The 19,816-nt window shown below is 66.5% G+C and carries 11 protein-coding genes; 5 read left to right on the top strand and 6 right to left on the bottom strand.

Features of this window, described 5'->3' with window-relative positions; all coding sequences use genetic code 11:
• The first annotated feature begins 7 nt into the window (after positions 1 to 7).
• Together H0P51_RS28915 and H0P51_RS11620 are read left to right on the top strand one after the other, a co-directional pair.
• The gene (locus H0P51_RS28915) at positions 8 to 1,801 is read left to right on the top strand and encodes a protein kinase domain-containing protein (RefSeq protein ID WP_281373971.1); all 1,794 of its coding nucleotides are present in this window, start codon (positions 8 to 10) and stop codon (positions 1,799 to 1,801) included.
• Positions 1,802 to 1,826: 25 nt separating this feature from the next.
• The gene (locus H0P51_RS11620; protein ID WP_180918180.1) at positions 1,827 to 2,951 is read left to right on the top strand and encodes a serine/threonine-protein kinase; all 1,125 of its coding nucleotides are present in this window, start codon (positions 1,827 to 1,829) and stop codon (positions 2,949 to 2,951) included.
• Between the two features lie 26 nt (positions 2,952 to 2,977).
• Here the strand turns inward: H0P51_RS11620 and H0P51_RS11615 are convergent, their stop codons facing one another.
• The 6 genes from H0P51_RS11615 to yajC form a co-directional block, all read right to left on the bottom strand.
• On the bottom strand, positions 2,978 to 5,338 hold the full coding sequence (locus tag H0P51_RS11615) for a RelA/SpoT family protein (protein ID WP_180918179.1): 2,361 nt from the start codon (positions 5,336 to 5,338) through the stop codon (positions 2,978 to 2,980).
• 108 nt (positions 5,339 to 5,446) lie between these two features.
• Complete coding sequence (locus tag H0P51_RS11610; RefSeq protein WP_180918178.1) at positions 5,447 to 5,995, bottom strand: adenine phosphoribosyltransferase; 549 nt, start codon at positions 5,993 to 5,995, stop codon at positions 5,447 to 5,449.
• Positions 5,977 to 7,629, bottom strand: coding sequence for an ABC transporter substrate-binding protein (locus H0P51_RS11605; RefSeq protein ID WP_180918177.1), 1,653 nt, complete (start codon positions 7,627 to 7,629; stop codon positions 5,977 to 5,979). The genes H0P51_RS11610 and H0P51_RS11605 overlap by 19 nt, the downstream gene beginning before the upstream one ends.
• 4 nt (positions 7,630 to 7,633) lie before the next feature.
• Positions 7,634 to 8,998, bottom strand: a complete 1,365-nt coding sequence (gene secF, locus H0P51_RS11600) for a protein translocase subunit SecF (RefSeq protein WP_180918176.1) — start codon at positions 8,996 to 8,998, stop codon at positions 7,634 to 7,636.
• A 3-nt stretch (positions 8,999 to 9,001) separates the two neighbouring features.
• Positions 9,002 to 10,888 (bottom strand): protein translocase subunit SecD, encoded by a 1,887-nt coding sequence (secD, locus tag H0P51_RS11595; RefSeq protein ID WP_180918175.1) that lies wholly within the window; start codon positions 10,886 to 10,888, stop codon positions 9,002 to 9,004.
• 106 nt (positions 10,889 to 10,994) lie between these two features.
• Positions 10,995 to 11,333 (bottom strand): preprotein translocase subunit YajC, encoded by a 339-nt coding sequence (gene yajC, locus H0P51_RS11590; RefSeq protein ID WP_180918174.1) that lies wholly within the window; start codon positions 11,331 to 11,333, stop codon positions 10,995 to 10,997.
• A gap of 158 nt (positions 11,334 to 11,491) precedes the next feature.
• Between yajC and gabT the strand changes: the two genes are divergently transcribed.
• The 3 genes from gabT to H0P51_RS28910 all read left to right on the top strand — a co-directional run bounded on the left by gabT (position 11,492) and on the right by H0P51_RS28910 (position 19,072).
• The gene (gene gabT / locus H0P51_RS11585) at positions 11,492 to 12,832 is read left to right on the top strand and encodes a 4-aminobutyrate--2-oxoglutarate transaminase (RefSeq protein WP_180918173.1); all 1,341 of its coding nucleotides are present in this window, start codon (positions 11,492 to 11,494) and stop codon (positions 12,830 to 12,832) included.
• Positions 12,833 to 13,004: 172 nt separating this feature from the next.
• A complete protein-coding gene (gene car, locus H0P51_RS11580) occupies positions 13,005 to 16,511 on the top strand; it encodes a carboxylic acid reductase (RefSeq protein ID WP_180918172.1) in 3,507 nt (1,168 codons plus the stop codon).
• Positions 16,512 to 17,014: 503 nt separating this feature from the next.
• Complete coding sequence (locus H0P51_RS28910) at positions 17,015 to 19,072, top strand: PE family protein (RefSeq protein ID WP_180918171.1); 2,058 nt, start codon at positions 17,015 to 17,017, stop codon at positions 19,070 to 19,072.
• The last annotated feature ends 744 nt before the right edge of the window (positions 19,073 to 19,816 follow it).

Here is a 19,816-nt window from a genome sequence, read left to right as displayed (position 1 = left end):
CCGGTTCGTGGCAGCACAGCCGTTCGGCCGGTATCAACTTCTCGATATGTTGGGCCGCGGCGGAATGGGTGAGGTCTACCGGGCCCACGACACGATCACCGAACGCATCGTTGCCGTCAAGGTGCTGCCCGCGGACCTCGCCGGGGACGCGGCATTCGAGCAACGATTCCGTCGCGAGGCGCGCACGGCGGCGACCATCAACGACCCGCACGTGGTGCCCATCCACAACTACGGCGAGATCGACGGTCGATTGTATGTCGACATGCGGCTCATCGAGGGCCGCGACTTGGGCACGCTCATCGCCGACGAGGGTGGACGACTCAACGCCGCACGAGCCGTAGCGATCATCGAACAGGTGGCCAGCGCACTGGACAGCGCGCACCAGGAGCAATTGGTACATCGCGATGTGAAGCCGTCGAATATCTTGATCACCGGGCGCGACTTCGCCTATCTCATCGACTTCGGGATCGCCCGGGCAGCGGCGGACACCGCGATGACCAAGACCGGGCACATGATCGGCACGCTGGCCTACATGGCACCCGAACGTTTCAACGGCACAACGGATCCGGGTTCGGACGTATACGCCTTGGCCTGCGTGCTCTACGAATGCCTCACCGGCGAGCGGCCCTACCCCGGCGACAGTCTCGAGGAGCAGGTCGCGGGCCACCTGACGAAGCCGCCGCCGCGTCCGTCGGTGCGCTGTCCCGACCTACCGCAAGCGCTGGACGCGGTGATTGCTCGGGGTATGGCCAAGAACCCCCAGGACCGGTACCGAACTGCGTCCGAGTTCGCCAGAGCCGCGCGAGTAGCCCTGACCGGCCCGGTCGGCTCCGCGTGGACCACCCCCATTGCGCACGCACCAGCCCCCCACCCTGCGATCCAACCTGCCGGCTTTCCCGGCTGGCCCCCGGCCAGCGAACACTTGCGCACGGAGCCGAATTTTGGGGTGCAGCCAGAGCGCCAGCAACGCGCCGAGCTGGCCCGACGACGCCGAATTCAGTGGATCGCCGGCGGGGCGGTTGCCGCGGCGGTTGCGGTCGTCGCCGTGGTGACCGCCGTCGCCGTCGCGGTCGGGACGGACGACCACAGCGGCTCGACCACGTCGCGGGGCACCTCGGTCGACTCCAGCTTCGCCAGCCCGCCACCTGCACAATTCGGCAGCGCGACACCGCTCCCGCCGTTTCGGCCGTCGTCCGGCGTCGGGGCAAACTGCCAGTACCCGGCAACGTCGGAACGGGCTGCCAAGGAAGTCAAACCGCCGCGCACCGGCACGGTACCCACCGACCCCGCCCAGGTCAGCGTCAGCATGGTGACCAACCAGGGCAACATCGGTTTGATGCTGGCCAATAACGAATCCCCTTGCACCGTCAACAGTTTCATCAGTCTCGCCACTCAGGGCTATTTCAAGGACACAAAGTGTCACCGCCTGACTACGGCAAAGGCGCTGTCGGTACTGCAGTGCGGCCACCCCGCTGGTAACGGCACCGGCGGTCCGGGCTACCAATTCGGCAACGAATACCCCACTGACCAATACCCCGCGCAGGACCCCAAGCTGCAGCAACCGGTCGTCTATCCACGCGGCACCCTGGCCATGGCCAACGCCGGACCCGACACCAACGGCAGCCAATTCTTCCTCGTCTACCGCGACTCCGCGTTGCCGCCCAACTACACGGTGTTTGGCACCGTCCAGGCCGATGGACTGGCTACCCTGGACAGGATCGCCGCGGCGGGTGTGGTAGGAGGTGGCCAGGACGGATCGCCCGCCACCGACGTGGTGATCACCTCAGTTTTGCCCGACTAGTGCGCGACTAGCTCGAAGGAGGCTCGTGACCGATAGCTCATTCGGTCGGTACCAGTTACAGGGATTGCTGGGACGCGGCGGCATGGGTCAGGTCTACCGCGCCTACGACACCCAGACCGACCGCGTCGTGGCGATCAAGCTGCTTCCCCCGCACCTGGTCGAGGACGAGGAGTTCCAGCAACGATTCCGCCGCGAAGCCCGTATCGCCGCCAGCCTCAGCGACCCGCATGTTGTGCCCATTCACAGCTTCGGCGCGATCGACGGGCGACTGTATGTCGACATGCGGCTGGTCGACGGCCGCGACCTGGTGAAGTTCATCGCCGAGAAGGGCGGGCGGCTGACCCCCGCACAGACGGTGGCAATCATCGACCAGACGGCGGCAGCCTTAGAAAGCGCGCATCGCGCCGGGTTGGTGCACCGGGACGTCAAGCCGTCCAACATCCTGGTCGCTCACGCCCGGGATTTTGTCTACCTGATCGACTTCGGGCTGGCAAGGGCCCAAACCGACACCTCGCTCACTAGCACCGGGCAGACGATGGGCACCCTGGCCTATCTGGCCCCCGAAAGATTCAGGGGCATAACGGATTCCCGCGCTGACGTGTATTCCCTGGGCTGCGTGCTCTACGAATGCCTGACCGGATCCAGACCGTTTCCCGGCGACACGTATGAAGAGCAGATCTCTGCTCACTTCCACGCCCCACCCCCGCGCCCGGCGGCCGTGTTTCACGACGTGCCACCGGCCTTCGACGCGGTGGTCGCGCGAGCACTGGCCAAGGATCCGCGGACGCGGTTTCAGACGGTGACCGAACTCGGCGACGCCGCCCGGGCGGCGCTGGGCGGTGCAGCCGTCGCGTTACCCCCGCCACCGCCCGATACGGGGCCGGACTACTCGCCGCAGCCGGTCAAGGCGGGCAGTCGCGCCGCGCTGATCGCGACCGTCGCCGGCTCGGGCCTGACGCTGGTTCTGGTGGCCGCAGCGGTGGCGTTCTTCGCCAGCGGTAACGACGCTCCCCCGGACAAGCCGACACCAGTCACCACGACCAGCGTGACGAGCAGTGAGTACCCCGAGTCGTCCGACAGCTCGGAGCCGATGACGGAGAGCACGGTGACGACCACCGTCACCTCCGAACCAACCGAGGAGACACCGTAACCGGCCTCAGAGAGCCTCACGAAGCCTCAGGAAGCTGACGTCACCCGGTACACGTCGTAAACGCCCTCGACGTTACGCACCACGTTCAGCAGATGCCCCAGGTGCTTGGGGTCGCCCATCTCGAAGGTAAACCGGCTGATCGCCACCCGGTCACCCGACGTGGTGACCGACGCCGACAGGATGTTCACCTTCTCGTCGGCCAGCACCCGCGTCACATCCGAAAGCAGCCGGTGCCGGTCCAGCGCCTCCACCTGGATCGCCACCAGGAACACCGACGACGGCGACGGGGCCCAGAGCACCTCGATGATCCGCTCCGCCTGCTGCTGCAGGGACGCGGCATTGGTGCAGTCGGTGCGGTGCACGCTGACCCCACCCCCGCGGGTGACGAAACCCATGATCTGGTCGCCGGGCACCGGAGTGCAGCACTTGGCCAGCTTGGTCAGCACGCCCGGCGCGCCAGGAACCGAGACACCGACGTCCTCGGTGCTGCGCGGGCGCCGCGGCATGGTCGCCGGCGTGGAACGTTCGGCCAGGTCCTCCTCGGCCTGATCGATGCCGCCGAGTTCGGCCACCAAGCGTTGCACGACGTGCCGCGCCGAGACGTGCCCCTCACCGATCGCGGTGTACATCGCCGACACGTCGGTGTAGTGCAACTCATGCGCCACCGCGGCCATCGACCCGCCATTTACCAAGCGCTGCAACGGAAGTCCGCCCCGGCGAACCTCGCGGGAAATGGCCTCCTTGCCGGCCTCCAGTGCTTCCTCACGGCGTTCCTTGGCGAACCACTGCCGGATCTTGGTCTTAGCCCGCGGCGACACCACAAACTGCTGCCAGTCCCGCGAAGGCCCCGCGGTGTGCGCCTTGGAGGTGAAAACCTCCACGACTTCCCCATTTTCGAGCTTGCGTTCCAGCGCTACCAAGCGGCCGTTGACCCGGGCGCCGATGCAGCGGTGCCCGACCTCGGTGTGGACGGCGTAGGCGAAGTCCACCGGCGTGGAGCCGGCCGGCAGCGTGAAGACATCGCCTTTGGGCGAGAACACGAAAATCTCTTGTACCGCAAGGTCGTAGCGCAGGGACTCCAGGAACTCGCCGGGGTCGGCAGCTTCCCGCTGCCAGTCGAGCAGCTGACGCATCCAAGCCATGTCGTCGATCTCGGCGGCCGTGTTCGGATGCGGAACTCCGTTGCGTCCCTTGGTTTCCTTGTAGCGCCAGTGCGCGGCGATGCCGAATTCGGCGGTGTGGTGCATGTCGCGGGTACGGATCTGCACTTCCAGCGGTTTGCCTTCCGGCCCGACGACAGTGGTGTGCAGCGACTGGTACACCCCGTATCGAGGCTGGGCGATGTAGTCCTTGAAGCGCCCCGCCATCGGCTGCCACAGCGAGTGCACCACACCCACCGCGGCATAGCAGTCCCGAATCTCGTCGCACAGGATCCGGATTCCGACCAGGTCGTGGATGTCGTCGAAGTCGCGGCCCTTGACGATCATCTTCTGATAGATCGACCAGTAGTGCTTGGGGCGGCTCTCCACCGTCGCCTTGATCTTCGATGCGCTTAACGTCGAGGTGATCTCGGCGCGAACCTTGGCCAGGTAGGTGTCGCGGGACGGGGCACGGCCGGCGACCAGCCGGACGATCTCCTCGTACTTCTTGGGATGCAGAATCGCGAACGCCAAGTCCTCCAGCTCCCATTTGACGCTGGCCATACCGAGCCGATGCGCCAGGGGCGCAATGACTTCCAGCGTTTCGCGGGCCTTGCGAGCCTGCTTCTCCGGAGGCAGGAACCGCATGGTGCGCATGTTGTGCAGCCGGTCGGCCACCTTGATCACCAGCACCCGCGGGTCACGGGCCATCGCGGTAATCATCTTGCGAATGGTTTCGCCCTCGGCGGCACTGCCCAGCACGACACGGTCCAGCTTGGTCACCCCGTCGACGAGGTGACCCACCTCCTCGCCGAATTCCTCGGACAGCGCCTCGATGGTGTACCCGGTGTCCTCGACGGTGTCGTGCAGCAGCGCGGCCACCAATGTGGTGGTGTCCATGCCCAACTCGGCCAGGATGTTGGCCACGGCTAGCGGATGAGTGATGTAGGGGTCCCCGGAGTGCCGCATTTGCGTGGCGTGCCGCTGGTTGGCGACCTCGTATGCGCGCTGCAGCATCGAGAGGTCGGCCTTCGGGTAGACCTCGCGGTGCACCGCCACCAGCGGCTCAAGGACGGGGTTGATGGCGCTGCTGCGCGCGGTCATCCGTCGGGCCAACCGAGCCCGGACCCGGCGGGACGCGCTGCTAGTGGTCTTGAGTTGCTCAACCGGCGGCTCGGGCACCTCGCTGACGGGTAGCGGCTCGGTGGGCGGCGCGGCAGCCTGCAGCACGCTCTTTTCGTCCGCCACGTTGGTCACCTCCGCCTTTGAGGATATCTGTCGTTCGCGAGCGTAACGACACTGACAAACAGCGAGCCGGAATTCGCAGCCAGGTTACGTTCGCAACGAAGGCTAAGGCTATGCGCGGCTCAGGCTGTGCACCGGTAGCGGCGCCAACGCCGCACGGCCGCCCAGTTCGGGAAGCTCGACGACCACCGCCGCCGCCGGAACGTTAGCGCCGCTGCGTTCCAGCAGCCGCCTCGCAGCGGCGACGCTGCCCCCGGTGGCCAGCACGTCATCGATGACCACAACACGCAAACCCGCTAACTCGATTCCGTCGGCGGGGATTTCGATGGTGGCCGCGCCGTATTCGCGCTGGTAGTCCTCGCTGATCACCGGGGGCGGCAACTTGCCGCCCTTGCGAATGGCCAGGACTCCGGTGCGCAGCCGGGTCGCGACGGCGGCGGCCAGCAGGAAGCCGCGGGAATCGATGCCGGCGACCAGATCGGCGCCTGCGGCGACGTCAGCCAGCGCGTCGGTGATGGCAGCCAGCGCGTCGCGGTCGGCGAACACCGGGGTGAGGTCCTTGAACTGGACGCCGGGCTCGGGAAAGTCGGCGACCTTGCGGGTCATGGCGTCGATCATGGCCGCCACATCGGTCACGGAACTCACTTCACCAACGCCCATCGGTCCATGTTCCAGCCCGCGCCCCACCGGGTGGGATTGCGGCTCACGGCATACATCTTCTTCGACATCAGCAGCGTCCGCTGCTGCCGGTACAAGGGCAGGGTCGGCATGTCGCCCCACAGGATGGGCGCACCCTCGGCGAGCAGCCGGGCTCGCTCGGCGGGGTCGGCCGAGACCGCCAGCGCACCGATGATTCCGTCGATCTGCGGGTTGGAGTAACCAGACAGGTTGTTCCCGTTGCCGCCGTGCAGGGCGTAGGCGTCCATCGCCGACGAACCGGTGGAGCCGCTGCCGGCGGCGCCACCGGTGCTGGCCAGCAGCACGTCGATCTTCGAGTCCCGCAACGCCTGAGCTCCCGAGGTATCCAGCGTCACGTTCGTCACTGTGATCCCGGCGGGTGCGCACGCCGACGCGATGGAGCCGACGGTGGCCGCCAGCCTCGCGTTGGGGCCGCGGTAGCCGATCCGCACCGTCAGCGGGGCCCCGCGCAGCGCATCGCGGGCAGCATTGGGATCGGACTTCCCGAACGGGCCGGCCTCGTTACTGCCGTCGGCCGCGGACAGGGCGTCGTCGGTCGCCGGGGACAGCCGAGAATTGGCGATGGGCACCCCGGCATCGCGGGCGATCACGTCGCGGGGCGTGCAGAAGGCGAAGGCGCGGCGGGCCGGTACGCCGGCCATTGCCCCCTGCGGCGCGAAGATCAACTGCTCGATGCCCCCCGATGGCGAGTCGCCGCGCTGATAGCCGTCCGGAGTGGCCAGCGCCCCCGAGGATCCGGCCGCGACGTCGACCACGTCTACCCGGCGGTTATTGACCCGGTCCTGGATGTCGCCACCCTGCGGCCACACCGTGATCCGCTTGGTGATCGGCTTGGTGCCCCACCATCGATCGTTGGCGACGAGCACCACCGCGCCGCCGTCCAGGATGCGCTCGATCTTGTACGGACCCGACGACGGGAAGCGCTTGAGGTCGGCGCCCGGCTTGAGGTCCCAGGTGCTGTTCCACAGTCGCGCGACCTGTTCCACCACCGACACCCTGTTGTTCTGCAGTGCGGTGGTGATGTCGGTACCCAGTGTGTCGGCTATGACGTGCGACGGCATCATCGAGGTCGCGGTGAACAGTTGCGTGTAGTCGACCACCCCGCGGTCCGGAATGAACGACACCCGGGCCTTCTTCTGGCCGGGCGTGCACTCGACGTTGGCGATGTCGACATAGCCAGCCTGCGTCGCCGCGTCGAAACCGGCGAAGCGGCCCGACTGGGCGGCCCAGGCCAGCACCAGATCGTCGCAGGTGACCGGCTTGCCGTCAGAGTAGACGGCGTTATCGGCGATTTGGTAGTCCAGCACCAGCGGCGATCCACCCACCACCGAGATGGTGCCGAAGTCGTGGTCGGCGACCACCTGCCCCTCGGGTCCGTGGTAGCCGAACCCGGTCAGCACGCGGGCGAACGCCTGCGCCCCGGCCGAGGCGAAACCAATGGTGGTGTTGGTGTTGTACGTGGACAGTACGCCGTCGACGACGTAGTCGATCCGACCCGCGGCGCTACCCGAGCAGGCGGTCAGGCCCGATGCCGCCAACACAGCAGCAACACCCGTGGCCAGCAAGGCTTTGCGCAAGCAACACCGAGCGGCCATGCGGCTACCGCTTACCAGCGTTCCGCTTGCCGGTGGGACGCCGGGTGCCGGTGGGGCGCGCCGGCCTCGCACCGGGGGCCGGTTTGCTCGCCGCCGTGGGTTTGGTGAGCTCGACGGCCCGGGTGACCTCTTCGGCGGCTGTGTCGTCGGACGGTTCCGGCTCCGCCGATGCTTTTTCCGCCGATGCCTTGTCTGCCGATGCCTTTTCCGCGGTCGGCGCCGCGCCGCGCCGACGTAGTACCCGCTTGGTGTGGGTGCGCACCAGTTCGGTGCGTTCGCGCAGGGTGACCAGCAGCGGGGTGGCGAAGAAGATCGATGAATAGGTTCCGACGATGATGCCGATCAACTGAACCAGCGCCAGGTCCTTGAGCGTGCCGACACCCAACAGCCACACGGCCACCACCATCAGCGCCACCACTGGGAGCACCGAGATCAGGCTGGTGTTGATCGAGCGCATGAAGGTCTGGTTGACGGCGAGGTTGGCCTGCTCGGCGAAGGTGCGGCGGGTGGTGTGCTGGAAGCCCTGGGTGTTCTCCTCGACCTTGTCGAACACGATGACGGTGTCATAGATCGAGAAGCCCAGGATGGTCAGCAAGCCGATCACCGTGGCCGGCGTTACCTCGAAGCCCACCAGTGCATAGACCCCTGCGGTCACGGTGATGTCGAAGATCATGGCCGCCAGCGCCGAGATCGTCATGTAGCGCTCGTAGCGCACGGTGATATATATGGCGACCAACGCCAGGAACACCGCCAGGGCGATGATCGCCTTCTTGGTGATCTGGCCGCCCCACGTGGAGGACACCGCCGCGTCGCTGATCGCGTTCTTGTTGGGCTTGCCATCGGAGCCCTTAGGCCCGAACGCATCGAACAAAGCATTGCGCAGCTTCTCGGTCTGCTCGTTGGACAGGTGCTCGGAGCGGATCTGCACCGTGGCCGAGGCGCCCTTGCCCACGGTGACCACCGCTTCGGGGTCCTTGCCGATTGCGGTCTTGAACACGTCCTGCACCTGCGAGACCTGGACGGTGCCGTGGGCGCCGTCGGAGGGCATCGACACCGTGGTACCGCCCTTGAAGTCGATACCGAAGGTGAAGCCCCGGATCAGGATGGCCAGCACGGCGATCGCCATGATCGCGCCGCTGACCCCGTACCAGAGGTTGCGGCGACCGACCACCTCGAACGCGCCGGTACCGGTATAGAGCCGGGACAGGAAGCTGTGTTTTGGCCCGCCGGCGGTGTCGGCGGTGCTGTCCGTGAGTTCGACTGCGACGGTGGTGTTTTCGTCGACTTTGGAGTCCTTGGCGGTGGTTTTGGACGTCGCTTTTGGCACAGCCTTTTTGGCCCCGACGCTGGCTTTGGGTTTGGATGCCATGCGTTATCCCCGTCCCGTCTTGCCGGCGCCCGAACGTGCTACCGCGGAAGCAGCCCGGCGTTCGCGCGCCACCTGCTGGACCGCCCCGAGCCCGTTGTAGGCCGGCTTGGCCAGCGTGGACGACCTGGTGGATAGGTACACCAGCGGCCAGGTCACCAGGAACACCACCACGAGGTCGAGGATCGTGGTCAGGCCCAGGGTGAAGGCGAAGCCCTTGACCTGGCCGATCGCCAGGAAGTACAGCACCGCGGCGGCCAGGAAGGTGACCGCGTTGCCCGACACGATCGTCTTGCGGGCCCGCGACCAACCACGCGGGACGGCCGAACGGTACGAACGTCCCTCACGGATCTCGTCTTTGATGCGCTCGAAGAACACCACGAACGAGTCGGCGGTGGTGCCGATTCCGATTATCAGACCCGCGATACCGGCCAGGTCCAACGTGTAGTTGATGTAGCGGCCCAGCAGCACCAAGATCGCGAAAACCATTGCTCCGGAGGCGATGAGAGACAAAGCGGTCAGCAGTCCCAAAACCCGGTAGTAGAGCAGCGAATACAGCAGCACCAGCGCCAGACCGATCGCGCCGGCGATCAACCCTGCTCGCAGCGAGGTCAAACCCAGTGTTGCCGAGACGGTTTGAGCCTCCGACGATTCGAAGGACAGCGGCAGCGACCCGTATTTGAGGACATTGGCGAGCTGTTTGGCGGTCGCCGCGCTGAATGGCGGCTCACCGCCACTGATCTGGGTACGCCCGCCGGGGATCGCCTCCCTGATCGACGGCGCGCTGACAACCTGGGAGTCCAAGGTGAAGGCGGTCGCGGTGCCGACGTGCGCGGCGGTGTAGTCGGCCCACACATTGGCGGCCGCACTCTTGAATTGCAGGTCCACCACGTATCCAAGGCTGCGTTGGTCCATTCCCGAGGAGGCGTCCTGAATCTGGTCACCGCTGATGATCGACGGTGCCAGCAAGTAGGCGGTCTTGTGATCCGTCGAGCACGTGACCAGCGGCAGGTTCGGGTCGTCGTTGCCGGCCAGGATGTCGTCTTTGTCGCAGCGGGTGGCCTCGAACTGCAACGCGATCATCTGGATGTACTGGCTGGTGCTTTGCCGCCACTTCTTCTCCTGCGCGATGCGATCGGCGAGATCCTTGCGCGGGTCGGGTGCCGCGGGCGCCTCGGGAGGCGGCGCTTGCCCGGGCGCTTGCGGCGCTTGGCCGGGCGCTTGCGGGGCAGGTCCGGGGGCCTGCTGGGCCGGCGCAGGGCCGGGGGCTGGGGTGGGGCTGGGCGCGGGGCTCGGGGCCGGGTCTCGCGGATACGGTCGGGGCTGGCCGCGCGGTGCGGCCGGGGCCGGCGCTCCCGACTGCGGCGCCCCCTGCTGAGGTGCTGGTGCCGGACCGCCAGGGGCCGGTGCACCGGGCGCCGGCGCGCCCGACGCAGGAGCACCTGGAGCGGGAGCGCCCGGCGCCGGCTGCTGTTCGGCGGGTATGGGCTCTTCGGGCGGCGGAGCCTTCTGCGCGGGCTGCGAGCTCAGCACCGGGCGAATGTAGAGCCGCGCGGTCTGCCCCAGGTTGCGGGCTTCGTTGCCGTCGTTGCCCGGCACTGTGATCACCAGGTTGTCGCCGTCAACAACGACCTCGGAGCCGGAGACGCCCAGCCCGTTGACGCGCGAGCTGATGATCTGTTGGGCCTGCGCCAGCGATTGGGCGCTGGGACGCTTGCCATCGGGCGTGCGGGCGGTGAGCGTCACTCGGGTGCCGCCCTGCAGATCGATGCCCAACTTGGGGGCCGGCTTTTTGTCCCCGGTGAGAAACACCAGCAGGTAGACGCCGACCAGCATGAGCAGGAACACCGACAGGTAGCGGGCCGGATGCACCGGCGCCGAAGACGATGCCACGTTCCTTCTATCTCCCTTGCGAATCGGTTCTTGCCCTGTGAGAGCCTCCGGAAAGACTACGTGTCGCGTTCAGGCCCGCGTCACAGACGCGGCATGCGAGCCCCGATCAGGAGTCCTTGGCGACCGGTGCCTCGTCGTCGGTGTCTTCGTCGAGCGCCTCGTCCTGGCCTTCGTCCAGGTCCTCCTCCGGCAGGATCTTGTCCCGGATCGCCAGCTTCATCCAGGTGGTCACCACACCCGTCGCGATCTCAAGTTCGACGTCGTCCTCGGTGATGCCGACGATGGTGCCCTCCAGACCGGAAGTGGTGTGCACTCGATCCCCCGGCTGCAGCGACTCGTGCAGGTCGATGGTCGCTTGCATCGCCTTGCGCTGACGCCGCGACGCGAAGTACATGAAGCCGCCCATGATGAGCAGGAACGGCAGGAACAGGACAAAACTCTCCATCAAAACGCTTTCTTGTTGGGGGTGGGACGGGTCCGGTGGCCCCAGTCTGCCATTCCCGCAGGTCGCAAACGGACCGGCATCGTCCGCCGCCGCGGTGTCGCACCAACCGTTAGGCTTTGAACCGCGACGTGACAGGCGCGCCGCGGAAGGAGGGGTCCGTGGCCAGCCTCGAGCAGAGCCGTCATCTGGTCACCGAAATCCCGGGTCCCGCATCGCTGGAATTGAACAAGCGCCGAACCGCCGCGGTGTCCCAGAGCGTAGCCGTCACCCTGCCGGTATTCGTGGCGCGCGCCGGCGGCGGCATCCTCGAGGACGTCGACGGCAATCGACTCATCGACCTGGGTTCGGGCATCGCGGTCACCACGATCGGCAATTCATCGCCGGCGGTCGTCGAGGCGGTGCGCGCGCAGGTCGCCGAATTCACCCACGCCTGCTTCATGGTGACGCCGTACGAGGGATACGTCGCCGTCGCCGAAGAACTGAACCGGATCACCCCGGGCGCCGGCGAGAAGCGCTCGGTGCTGTTCAACTCTGGCGCCGAAGCCGTCGAGAACGCCATCAAGGTCGCCCGCGCCCACACCAGGAAGCCGGCCGTCGTCGCGTTCAATCACGCCTACCACGGCCGCACCAACATGGCGATGGCGCTGACCGCCAAATCCATGCCGTACAAGAGCGGGTTCGGTCCGTTCGCTCCCGAGATCTACCGCGCGCCGATGTCTTACCCCTACCGCGACGGACTGCTGAACAAGGATCTCGCCACCGACGGCGACAAGGCGGCCGAGCGCGCAATCGCGGTGATGGACAAGCAGGTCGGCGCCAAGAACCTGGCCGCGGTCATCATCGAACCGATCCAGGGTGAAGGCGGGTTCATCGTCCCGGCCGAGGGATTTCTACGGGCGCTGCTGCGGTGGTGCCGCGAGAACGACGTGGTGTTCATCGCCGACGAGGTACAGACCGGGTTCGCGCGTACCGGAGCGATGTTCGCCTGCGAGCACGAGGACCTCGAGCCCGATGTGATCGTCACCGCCAAGGGCATCGCCGACGGGTTGCCGCTGTCGGCGATCACCGGCCGCGCCGAGATCATGGACGCTTCGCACGCCGGTGGCCTCGGCGGCACCTTCGGCGGCAACCCGGTCGCGTGCGCGGCCGCGCTGGCCACCATCGCGACCATCGAGTCCGACGGGCTGATCGAGCGCGCGCAGGAAATCGAACGCCTGATCACTGCACCGCTGTTGCGGGCGCAGGCGGGCGACGACCGGATAGGCGACGTGCGGGGCCGCGGCGCCATGATCGCCGTCGAACTGGTGAAGTCCGGTAGTTCCGATCCCGATCCCGAGCTCACTATGAATCTGGCGACCGCGGCACACGCTGCCGGGGTCGTTGTACTGACCTGCGGCATGTTCGGCAACATCATTCGGCTGCTGCCCCCGCTGACCATCAGCGATGAGTTGCTGATGGAGGGTGTCGAGGTGCTGACGGGACTACTTGCCGAGCTGTGAAGCTGCGCGCTGTGGACCCGAATCCGGGCAGCTGAACCCGGTGTCAGATCTCACAGCGGGTTCACGGGGCAACGTCGTTGAGGAATAACGTTAGTTTTGCTAACGTTTTTGTAGTCAGCGCAACGTCGCGCGAATAGCCTTCAAACTTTTTATTCAGTCAAAGAGGATTGCCATGTCGACCATCACCACCGAAGAACGGATAGCCCGCCGCACCGCCGAACTCATTGCCAACGACCCGCAATTCGCCGCCGCCCAGCCCGACCCCACCGTCGCCGCGGCCCTCGAGCAGCCCGATAAGCGGTTGCCGGAGGTTCTGCAGACCGTCCTGACCGGCTATGCAGACCGGCCCGCCCTCGGACAGCGCGCCATCGACTTCGTCACCAACCAAGCCACCGGACGCACCGAGCTGAAACTGCTCCCCCGCTTCGACACCATCACCTATCGCGAACTCGGCGAACGGATCGACGCGGTCGGCCGCGCCCTGACCGCCGACTCGGTGCAGATCGGAGACCGGGTCTGCGTACTGGGCTTCACCAGCGTCGACTACACCACCTTCGACATGGCGCTGGGCAGCATCGGCGCCGTGTCGGTGCCGCTGCAGACCAGCGCCTCGATCACCGGGCTGCAACCGATCGTCGCCGAGACCGAGCCGAGCATGATGGCAGCCAGCATCAACCAGCTCGCCGACGCAGTCGCGTTGATCTCCACCGGATTCGCGCCGGCCAAGCTCGTCGTCTTCGACTACCACCCCGAGGTCGAAGACCAGCGTGAGGCCGTCGAAAGTGCTGCAGCCGCCCTAGCCGACACAGGCGTGGTCGTCGAGGCCTTTGCCGAGCTGATCCAGCGAGGCAAAACACTGCAAGCCCATCCGGTCGAGAACCTCGCAGAGGACGCGCTGGCACTGCTGATCTACACCTCCGGCAGCACCGGCGCCCCGAAGGGAGCGATGTACCCGCAGTACAACGTCGGCAAGATGTTCCGCCGGTCGGCCAAGAACTGGTTCGGCCCGACGGCCGCGTCGATCACGTTGAACTTCATGCCGATGAGCCACGTGATGGGCCGCGGCATCCTCTACGGCACGCTCGGCAACGGCGGGACCGCGTACTTCGCCGCCAAGAGTGACCTATCCACGCTGCTGGAAGACCTAGCCCTGGTGCGGCCCACCGAGCTCAACTTCGTGCCGCGCATATGGGAGACGCTGTACGCCGAATATCTCAGCGAGGTCGACCGTCGCCTCGCCGATGGCACTCAAGACCGTGCGGCCGTGGAAGCGGAAGTGCTGGTCGAGCAGCGTGAGCACCTGCTGGGTGGCCGGTTCATCTTCGCGATGACGGGCTCAGCACCCACCTCCCCGGAACTCAAGACCTGGGTCGAGTCCCTGCTGGAGATGCACCTACTGGACGGCTACGGCTCCACCGAGGCCGGCATGGTCCTGTTCGACGGCGAAGTCCAGCGCCCGCCGGTGGTCGACTACAAGCTGGTGGACGTGCCCGACCTGGGCTACTTCAACACCGACCGGCCCTACCCGCGGGGCGAGTTGCTACTCAAGACCGAGAACATGTTTCCCGGCTACTACATGCGTCCGGAAATCACGGCCAACGTGTTCGACGAAGATGGCTACTACCGCACCGGCGATGTCGTCGCGGAGACCGCTCCCAACCACGTCGTCTACGTCGACCGCCGCAACAACGTGCTCAAGCTGGCGCAGGGCGAGTTCGTCACCGTCGCCAAGCTCGAGGCTGTGTTCGGCAACAGCCCACTGGTGCAGCAGATCTACGTCTACGGCAACAGCGCGCACCCGTACCTGCTGGCCGTGGTGGTGCCCACCGAAGATGCCTTGTCGCGGTATTCGGTCGACGAGTTGAAGCCGCTGATCGCCGACTCGCTGCAGAACGTGGCTCGCGAGGCCAACTTGCAGTCCTATGAGGTGCCGCGCGACTTCATCATCGAGACCACGCCGTTCTCGCTGGAAAACGGCCTGCTGACCGGCATCCGCAAGCTGGCCTGGCCCAAGCTCAAGCAACATTACGGCGAGCGGCTGGAACAGCTCTACGCCGACCTGGCCGCCGGCCAGGCCAACGAGCTGAGCGAACTTCGCCGCAGCGGCAACGACGCCCCGGTGCTAACCACAGTCACCCGGGCAGCGGTCGCGCTGCTGGGCGCCGCCAGCGCCGAGGTGTCCCCAGACGCACACTTCACCGACCTCGGCGGCGACTCGTTGTCGGCGTTGACATTCGGCAACCTGCTGAACGAGATCTTCGACGTCGAGGTGCCGGTGGGCGTGATCGTCAGCCCGGCCAACGACCTGGCCGCCGTCGCCGCCTACATCGAGGCCGAGCGGGCCGCTTCCAAGCGGCCCACCTTCGCCTCCGTGCATGGTCGGGGCGCGACCGAGGTGCACGCCAGTGACCTGACCCTGGACAAGTTCATTGACGAGGCGACACTGGCCGCGGCACCGAACCTGCCCGGGCCGGCCACCGAGGTGCGCACGGTGTTGCTGACCGGTGCTACCGGCTTCCTGGGGCGCTACCTGGCGCTGGACTGGCTGGAACGGATGGACCTGGTGAACGGCAAGGTCATCTGCTTGGTTCGGGCAAAGTCTGACGAAGACGCCCGGGCCCGCCTAGACAAGACGTTCGACAGTGGCGACCCGAAGCTGCTGGCGCACTACCGGGAGCTCGCGGCCGATCACCTCGAGGTGATCGCGGGCGACAAGGGAGAGGCCAACCTCGGCCTGGACGCTGCGACCTGGCAGCGGCTGGCCGACACAGTCGACCTGATCATCGACCCGGCCGCGCTGGTCAACCACGTGCTGCCGTACAGCGAGTTGTTCGGACCGAACGCCCTGGGCACCGCCGAGCTGATCCGAGTTGCCCTGACCAGCAAGCGCAAGCCCTACACCTACGTGTCCACGATCGGCGTGGGCGACCAGATCACTCCGGGCAAGTTCGTCGAGGACGCTGACGTCCGGGTGATGAGCGCGACCCGCAAGATCGACGACAGCTACGCCAACGGTTACGGCAACAGCAAATGGGCCGGGGAGGTGCTTCTGCGCGAGGCCCACGACCTGTGCGGGCTGCCAGTCGCGGTGTTCCGCTGCGACATGATCCTGGCCGACACCAGCTACGCCGGCCAGCTGAACCTGCCGGATATGTTCACCCGCACCATGCTCAGCGTCGTCGCCTCCGGTATCGCACCGAAGTCGTTCTACGAGCTGGACGCTGACGGTAACCGGCAGCGTGCCCACTACGACGGGCTGCCGGTGGAGTTCATCGCCGAGTCGATTTCGACGCTGGGTGCGCAGGTGCCCGACATCGGGTTCCAGACCTACCACGTGATGAACCCCTACGACGACGGCATCGGCCTCGACGAGTACATCGACTGGCTAGTGGAGGCCGGGTACGGCGTGGAGCGCATTGACAACTACCAGGACTGGCTGCAGCGGTTCGAGACTTCGCTGCGCGCCCTTCCAGAGCGGCAACGCCAGTACTCGTTGTTGCCGTTGCTGCACAACTACCAGCAGCCGGACAAGCCGATTAACGGCTCGATGGCCCCGACCGACCGTTTCCGGGCGGCGGTGCAGGAAGCCAAGATCGGCCCCGACAAGGACATCCCGCATGTCACGCCGGCGGTGATCGTCAAGTACATCACCGACCTGGAGCTGCTCGGGTTGCTCTAGACCGAGCAGCCGCAGAAACAGGCCGTCCCCCCGTTCGATATCGGTAGACCGTTATCGAACGGGGGGACGAGCTGTTTCCGCCATTGCCGGAACGAGCCCAATCGTTTCCTGATTATGGCTGTACGAATTGCATTTGATTTGTGTTTTACATGAATAGAACTAGATTTCAATTTCCAGCCATCGTAGATCGATACAGCGACGAACGATCCGAGGAATATAAGCTGTCGCCGGAATACCATTTCGTTTTGAGCGATTCAGCGAGGCACGACAGCTTTGACCCCGGTCGCCGTACGCGCGAAACATCTTGTTTTGCAACACTTTACGAATTGTAATCAGAACTCCCCTGATCCGGGCAGCGGACCCGACGCCACTGCAAATGGGTATTGGGTAAATAATTTCAACGCATTGCCAAAATCTCTGTGCAATTGCAGTAGGTTGTGCGTCACGCACGCTTGCGTTCTCCGCGTTACGTGCCCAATATTCCGCTTGGTCAAGGAGGATTTATGTCAGCTTTCGTGGTCGCAGCACCCGAGGCATTGGCTACAGCGGTGGGTGATTTGCGAGGGATCGGGCAGGCGCTCGAGTCGGCCGCTGCGGCGGCGCAGCCTGTCACTACCATCATCGCCCCGTTGGCCGGCGACGAGGTGTCGGCGGCCGTCACGGCGATGTTCGGCGCCTACGCGCAGGATTTCCAGGCCCTCGGAACGCACGCGGCGCAGTTTCATGACCACTTCTTGCGCACACTAAGCGCCGGGGGTTCATCGTATGCAGGCGCCGAGGCCATCAACCTCGTCACCCTGCAGTCCATCGAGCAAGACTTACTGGCGTTGATCAACGCCCCCACTAATACGCTGCTCGGTCGCCCGCTGATCGGCAACGGTACTAACGGAGCCCCCGGCACGGGGCAAGCCGGTGGCGACGGCGGCATTCTCTGGGGCAATGGCGGCACCGGCGGCTCCGGGGCGTCCGGGCAGAACGGAGGGCGGGGCGGTAACGCCGGGCTCTGGGGCGATGGCGGAGCTGGTGGGGCCGGCGGGAGCGGTGCTGCCGGGCAGAACGGCGCCGCCGGTGGCGCCGGCGGGGCGGGAGGCTGGTTGAGCGGCTTCGGCGGCACGGGCGGTGGCGGCGGAACCGGGGGGCCCGGTGTCGACAGTCCGGGAGGCAACGGCGGAACCGGCGGCGCGGGAGGCGCCGGCCGGGCGCTGTGGGGTGGCGGCGCCGGTGCCGGTGGAATCGGAGGAGATGGCGGGATTGGCGCCGCGGGCCCGAACGGCGGGGGCCCCTTCTCGGGCGTCGGATATACGGGCGGGAACGGCGGCGCGGGAGGTGCTGGCGGGGCGAGTTATGGGCTGCTGAGTTCCGGAGGAGACGGCGGCACCGGGGGAACCGGCGGCCTGGGCGGGGCAGGCGGGAGTGGCGTGCGGATGGACGCCGAAGGTGGCCCCGGCGGTACCGGCGGCGCCGCTGGGGCCGGCGGAGCGGCCGGCGCCGGTGGATTGTTCGGAGCCAATGGGCACGGTGGCACCGGCGGCATCGGGGGCGGCGGCGGCGACGGTGGCGAGGGCGACATCGGCGATGGCGGGAAAGTGCCCACCAAAGGGTTGAAGGGTGGGGCCGGCGGGACGGGTGGTGCTGGTGGCGCAGGTGGTGCAGGTATCGATGGTGCCGGCGGCGGCATCGGCGGTCAGGGCGGCGCAGGCGGCGGCGGCGGGAAGGGCGGCCTGGGCGGCCTCATGGTCAGCAACGCCAGCGTTCTTGCCGGTGGGGAGGGCGGCCAAGGCGGCGCAGGCGGCACCGGTGGCGACGGAGGCGCACCGGGTGCCGGCGCAACCCTGGGAGGCCAAGGCGGACAGGGCGGCACCGGCGGCACCGGCGGCAATGGCGCCACCCAGATTAGTTCCACCTCCTTCGTGGCAGGTGGTGGTGGCGGCGGAGGAGGCGCGGGTGGTACGGGCGGCAACAGTGGCGGTGGCGGAGCGGCCGGCGGGCAGGGCGGCACGGGTGGCACTGGTGGATTCGGCGGGGTGGGGTTCTTCGACGGCGTCCAGGGCCGCGGTGGCGGAGCAGGAGGCGGCGGCGGGCACGGCGGAGGCGGCGCCCCAGCCTCCGGGGAGACCGGCGGCAAAGGTGGCGGCGGCGGTGGCGGTGGCGGTGGCGGCGACGCCTTCGCGAATTCGTTCTGGGGCGGAGGCGGTGGAGGCGGCGGCGCACCCGGCAATCCGGGTGGTACGTCCGGCAGCGGCGGGTCCGGTGGTCTGGCGCAAGGTTTCGACCAGCGCACGATAGGGATGGGCGGAGCGGGCGGCGCAGGAGACCTTGACAGTCACGGCGGCGGCGGCGGCCAAGGCGGATACGCCGGGATCGATCCAACCAATGGTCTTCCGATTGCCATTGACGGTCTACCCGGCGGTTCGGGCAACACGGGGGGCGGTGGCGGCGGCACACAACCGTTCCAGCAGGGCGGACGGGGCGGGCAGTTGTACGGGTCAGGCGGCTTCGGCGGCTCGCCATTTGTGGACTTTTACTCCGGCAATGTCGGCGCTCAGGGCGAATCCACCTAACGCACCGGCGCTGGCCAGCGGGCCGAACCTACGATATGCCGAAATGTTGCTGCGCGCCCCGCCGGATGTGCAGCGTCGGACATCTCAGCTGCCGCTGCTGCACAGCTAGAAAGCTATAGCGTGCGCACTTGAATTGACGTGCCTCGTTGTGTCCGCGGCGTCTGCTGCGATATAGACTGAAACAAAATTCCAGTATGGGCCCATAAGCAACTCATTTGAAATTCACACGCGACGGAGTTGAACGTCGACACAACTCCGACAGAAGCGAAGTAGGGTGTTCAGGTCCGCATCTCGCGAATTATCCAATCTGCAAATATTGTGCAAATCGTTTAAACCAGTGCACATTTTCACAACGCGCGACATGGTCGCACGTTGATGACCCCGATCCCGCGGACCTCACCGCGGCTGTCTGTCGGCTCAACGATGGTTGCGGGATGGGCAGGTATCGAGATTCCGGCGTCGCACGGCACGGGTCACGCTGCCGCTTGCCTGTGCACTGCGAACCGAGAGGCACCGCAGCGAATCGTGCCATCTGACACCGGATGGCGATATGTCACTGCCGAGACTGGTCAAGGTCAGATCTGCGACTACCGCGGTGATGCGTCGAAAACGCACCGACGTGCATCCCAGCGATTTCCGATTGGCTCATCCTGATGTTCGAGTTGGCCCATTACCTTTCTTTCACCGCCAGTACCATCTGCGCATTCGGGACGTTTCTTCCGGGAAGAGAATTCAACGCAGCTC

This window comes from Mycobacterium vicinigordonae (assembly GCF_013466425.1).
Classification (GTDB): Bacteria; Actinomycetota; Actinomycetes; order Mycobacteriales; family Mycobacteriaceae; genus Mycobacterium; species Mycobacterium vicinigordonae.
Note: the sequence above shows the minus strand (reverse complement) of the source record. Positions and strands in the feature narration are given on the sequence as shown.